We start from the raw sequence: 5,091 nt of genomic DNA, 5'->3' as shown, positions 1-5,091 counted from the left end.
CTTTCCTTCTACATTTTCTCAGAAATGGTAAATCTTCCAAAACTGGATGCTCCCGAGGTAACTTTTTGGGCAATATGAAAAGCAGAGATATATGAAAGTTGCAGACTACCTCCAAAATCATCTTCTATGCAATTTCTCAATCCCAAAAATAAATAATTTTTAGTTTCTGGATCTAATTTTATGTATGGCGAGTAAGTGTTCAAAAGTGTTAAATATTCATCGACAGTGTAGGTTACTTCTGAGATAACTTGTCCTGTTCTCAAGTTTTTGAATTGCCCCGAATCAATAGGCATATTTCCTAATTGTCTCAAGATATATTATTGAGTTTTTTGGTCTTCATATCGGTCAAGAGATGGAGTATATAGTTGATAGACTTGTGATAAACTTTGGTATATTTCGTAGCTGGGTTGAAGTTCCTTATTCCATAATAAAATTAGGTAGCCATTCTCTTTTAGGGCATTTGCAGCTTTTGGATATCCAACTTCTGGTGATATCCAATGAAAAGAACTGGCTGCTAAAATGGCATCAAATTCAAGTGGCTTGAGTTCCCACTCTTCAAAGGATGTGTTCTGTATCTCTACATTGGAATATGATTGACAATTTTGTTGAGCTAACCTGAAAAAATCTGGATTGGGTTCTAAGCAGATTATAGAACAACCCAATTGAGCGATGCCTACGGCGGGCTTTGCCAACGCTACTGTTGCAGTTCCAGGCCCACATCCCACTTCTAGAATTTTTGAATCAGTGGAGAGTTGAGCAAGTTCCACTACTTGGTGAATCAAATCTTGAGGATAGCGTGGTCTTGCTTGATTGTAAGCTTCTGGGGCTGGAGAATACCAATGTTTGCGCTGTTCTAGGTCTGTGCTGGAGTAGCTGATTATTGTTTGTTTTAAATCTTTCATAATCTATTCAATTCCTGCAAAGAGCGTAAAACTTTGTCTATCGTAGCTTTTACTAGCTCAATTTCTAGTTTTATGAAAAGCTCGGCGTCTGCGCCCATTTTCAAATTGAGGTTTTCGCAACGGTACTACCTCAGCTTCACTACTCTCACGTGCTACCCGAATCAGCAACCCAGCAGCTATTAAGCTGGCAATCATAGAATTACCACCATAACTAAACATGGGTAAAGGTAAGCCAGTAGTCGGTAGAGAACCTGTAGCAACACCGATGTGGAGCAATGATTGTCCCACCATCAAAGTGGTCACACCGATCGCTACCAATCGATGTATTATATTTTTAGCCTTCAGCGCCACAACTAATCCGAGAGTAGCGAATGTAGCTAAAAGTACCAACAACACCATACTGCCAACAAAGCCAAACTCTTCAGCGAACACCGCAAAAATAAAATCGGTATCTTGAATTGGTAAATAAAACAGCTTTTGTTGAGAAAGCCCATATCCAGCTCCCCAAGTTTTCCCAGAACCCACAGCTAGCAGACTTTGCACCAACTGGTAGCCATCTCCTGTAGCATCCGCCCAAGGATTGAGGAATGACATCACCCGCTTACGCTGATACTCTTTAATACTAATACTGAGTATTGCCAACATCACGCCACCAATTGCTGTTCCTCCCAAGTATTTGTAGGGTAAGCCAGCTGCAAGAGCAATTAGCCAGATAGTCATGCCGCAAAGTGCCGTTGTACTCAAGTTAGGCTGGGCAAGAATTCCTAAAAGTACCAAACCAAATACGCCTAACCAAGCGAAGCGAATGCGCCAACTAATTCGTTCCCATTGACCAAAAAGCCGCGCACTTTGCAGCACCAAAAAGGGTTTAATTAGTTCTGAGGGTTGAATCGGAATTGGGCCGATCGCAATCCAACGCGCTGCATCAAAAGCTTTTCTTCCCAATCCTGGGATCAGTGTGACAAAAATTAACCCCAAAAACAGCAATAAAAACCAATGGGATAGTCCCAAAATTTTCTGCAACGGCGAATTAACAATAATATTGAATCCGATTAAGGAAACTAAGACCCAAAGCAGTTGACGTTTAAAGTAGTACAAACCATCATTATGACGAGCATCAGCAACAGGATATGATGCTGAAAATAGCATGATCAAGCCGACGAACAGCCAAATCAACGTTAACCAGCGCAACAATCGCGCTTCTAATGCCCAGTTGGAAACTGAACTATCAAAAATTGGAATCAGGCGGCGTAGATTCACGATCGGTACAGGTAAAAAGTTAGAAATTAGGAGTTAAAAATAAAACTCATAAATCATAACTTATAACTCATAAGTAGGCTTTACAACCATAAGAGACCATTTATAAAGTAAATCTTTAGATGACTATAGGAATCCGCTTTGATTCGGAGAAATTATTTGCGTAGAGAGGAAACTCTTAACAGGGAATAGGGAACAGGGAACAGGGAAGAAAGAATAAATGTATACTAAGTTTTTTTCACGCAATCAAATACGAGTCCTATAGACGACGTAACATAATACGTTTCTCATTATCTCCTTGATTAAGCAATGTCTACGACGGGCTGCATCAACGCTTACTATACCCCTAGCCCAAAGCCTTATTCTTTCGTGAATTATTGTCACTAATATTAAGTTATTGAGAATAAAGTCTAGCTTTTAATCTCTGGCATTTTGTTTTAGATACTGGCATACTCCCGCACTCATTGCTACTAGGTTAGGTTGTATATTTTTTCCTAAAAAATCTTCAACTACATTAGCAATTGTACTTGTGAGAAAGAATGGTACTCCGTTGATTTGTTTTGGGTCGATCGCTAGTTCACCACGGCTTTCAATTATTGTCGTATTCCCATCTGACAGAAAGCGATTTTTGCCAGAACACTTGACTGCTTTTGTAAAAGCGTGAGTTTCAATACGCCATTCAACTGTAAACAGAGCCTGATTCCACGTATTATATTCTGTCCACGAGAGCATATCTTCACTAAGGACAACTCTTGCTGCTGCTGGAATTTCGCTGCCACCGTGCCATTCATTGACACTATAAACATTACTGCCTGCTTCCCTACGGGATAAAAGTGTGATGTGGCGCACATTTGGCATATAGGGAACTAGCTCAACTAGTTTGTCCCGATAGGTAGCATAAACCAGGGAACGGGGAAAAGGAATTTGGCTATTAGTACAGATGAGCATTAATTAATACCATATTCAAATAGAGACATAACGAAGAATTGCCAAGAATTTAGCGATGGCGTAACCGCCCACCGAAGGCGATCGCAATATAACTATTTTTCACAGTAGCATTTCAAATTCGGTAAAAAACTACTTTTTTTTGATATGTTTCCTCATTTCTCTACCTATGTCGCCCGTGGCGAAGCGCGGCCCGCCTTCAAGCGGGCTTTCGCCGATCAATTAGCGGTTTTCACTCTTCAGCAACCGACTGGCTGACTAGCGCAAAAGATAGATGTAACACTATTGCCCATACTGTTACATCCTGGAGTTGAGACTAAAGCAAGCAAAAATAGCTCAACATTTGAACCAAGTTAGATTTTTTGTGAAATGGTATAACAGCACTCTAGAAGACTGTTTGGCGCAGTTCTGGAAATACTTTTGAGACTTTATTGAGAAGATAATCGCCATAAGTCCCGCGAAATTCGTGGACACTGGCTTTATCCCAGCGATCGCTTCGATCGTCATTCACTACTATGCCGTTGAGTTCAATCGGTTTGACTTCAATGTTGAAATTGGGATCAAAGAAGAATGGAAATGATAAGCGACTACTTGTCGATCGGTTCTGAACGCGGTGGGGTGTTGAGCGATACAGTCCTCGTGTCATCCGATCGAGCATATCCCCAATGTTGCATACGAATGAACCAGGAATAGGAGGTGCATCTATCCAACCAGACTTTAATTTTACTTGTAATCCACCGACATTATCTTGTTTTAGTATAGTTAATACTCCATAATCTGTATGTTCGCCAACGCCCCATTTAGATTCAGATAATGATGAATTAGGAGGATAATTGAAAATTCGAAATAATATCAATGGGTTTTTTGTATAACGGTCTGCAAAGTAGGACTTTTCTAACCCCAAACTGAGAGCAATACCAGCCATTAGGGTGTGTCCAAGTCTGGTCATTGAGTCTATATAATCCAGCACTGTTTCTTTAAATTGGGGAATATTCGATGGAAAAAGATTTTGACCGTGCATTGGTACACCAGTTTTCACAAGTGGGTGGTCTGATTCTAGTTCTGTACCGAAGTAAATACCTTCTTTTAAGTCCGGTCTACCTGATGTCAACTCATTACCCACGGGGAAATATCCTCGCCATGCTTTACCACCAAGAGCCATACGAATCTTCAGTTTTGTTTCTATATCCTGCGCGAAAAACTGTTGGCTGAGATGTTCCAACTGCTTTTGTAGTTGTTCATCAACTCCATGTCCGACGATATAGAAGAAACCGTAATCATGGAGAGCTTGTCTAATTTGGTCTGCAATTACATCACTGGAGTTGCTAGTTTGAGAAACCAATGGACTAATATCAATGACGGGAACTTCTGAAAACTCTTTATGCACAACTTGCAAGATTGTCATACTCTGTTTTTTTAGTAGTGCGTAGATTAATAACTAGTAGTCTGCCAACCCAAAATTGCGATGTTTGGACTGGGAAAAGGGGAAGGAATTAAAACATGAGTCCCTTTAACCCGCTTGCGTTTCCTTGGCGAACTACTAGACTACATAATAAATAGTATGTAATTGAACTGGTATGCGATATAGCCGTAGTCACATAGGTTAGGACATTTGCATCAAGTGTTGATTTAGATAGCTTTGTGGCGAGAGAAAAATTTTTCGGGTTGTGTCGTCAGTGAGTCGAAGATTTGTCTGTCGGGAACGAGTCTACATAGGCGGTGGCGATAATGCACTATAGCATCATGGAGTAGAGCAGCGATCGCTCTTTTTTCATCTCTGATTCTGGACACTCATCTAGCTCTTAAATAAGTAAAGCTAATGATTTCTATTGACTCTACAAAATTCTTAGCACTTGATTAATATTTGTAAAGCAGTGTAAAGTAGTTTCACAGGCGAAAACAAAAACGTCTGATTCATAAACAACCGCAATCATAAAACCATGACAGCAACCTTACAACAGCGCCAAAGCGCCAATGTATGGGATCG

The 5,091-nt window shown here is 40.4% G+C and carries 4 protein-coding genes and 1 pseudogene; all 5 read right to left on the bottom strand.

Translation table 11 applies throughout. The features are described 5' to 3' along the window. Nucleotides 1-8: 8 nt before the first annotated feature. The 5 genes and pseudogenes from RM368_RS37850 to RM368_RS37830 all read right to left on the bottom strand — a co-directional run bounded on the left by RM368_RS37850 (nucleotide 9) and on the right by RM368_RS37830 (nucleotide 4,895). Nucleotides 9-902: pseudogene (locus RM368_RS37850) on the bottom strand (class I SAM-dependent methyltransferase). A 57-nt stretch (nucleotides 903-959) separates the two neighbouring features. Further along, complete coding sequence (locus RM368_RS37845; RefSeq protein ID WP_322698822.1) at nucleotides 960-2,162, bottom strand: FtsW/RodA/SpoVE family cell cycle protein; 1,203 nt, start codon at nucleotides 2,160-2,162, stop codon at nucleotides 960-962. 414 nt (nucleotides 2,163-2,576) lie between these two features. Beyond that, entirely contained in the window at nucleotides 2,577-3,107 is a 531-nt protein-coding gene (locus tag RM368_RS37840; RefSeq protein ID WP_322698821.1) for a hypothetical protein, read from the bottom strand. 382 nt (nucleotides 3,108-3,489) lie between these two features. Then, nucleotides 3,490-4,509, bottom strand: coding sequence for an isopenicillin N synthase family dioxygenase (locus tag RM368_RS37835; protein WP_322698820.1), 1,020 nt, complete (start codon nucleotides 4,507-4,509; stop codon nucleotides 3,490-3,492). A 224-nt stretch (nucleotides 4,510-4,733) separates the two neighbouring features. Further along, nucleotides 4,734-4,895, bottom strand: coding sequence for a hypothetical protein (locus RM368_RS37830; RefSeq protein WP_322698819.1), 162 nt, complete (start codon nucleotides 4,893-4,895; stop codon nucleotides 4,734-4,736). Nucleotides 4,896-5,091 lie beyond the last annotated feature (196 nt).

Origin of the sequence: Nostoc sp. DedSLP03, assembly GCF_034530815.1 — a bacterium.
GTDB lineage: Bacteria > Cyanobacteriota > Cyanobacteriia > Cyanobacteriales > Nostocaceae > Nostoc.
This window is presented reverse-complemented; position numbering and strand designations above follow the sequence as displayed.

What these genes read in the sequence shown, in the direction of transcription:
- RM368_RS37840 (WP_322698821.1), bottom strand. Translation starts at nt 3,107, where the DNA reads ATGCTCATCTGTACTAATAGCCAAATTCCTTTTCCCCGTTCCCTGGTT.
- RM368_RS37835 (WP_322698820.1), bottom strand. Translation starts at nt 4,509, where the DNA reads ATGACAATCTTGCAAGTTGTGCATAAAGAGTTTTCAGAAGTTCCCGTC.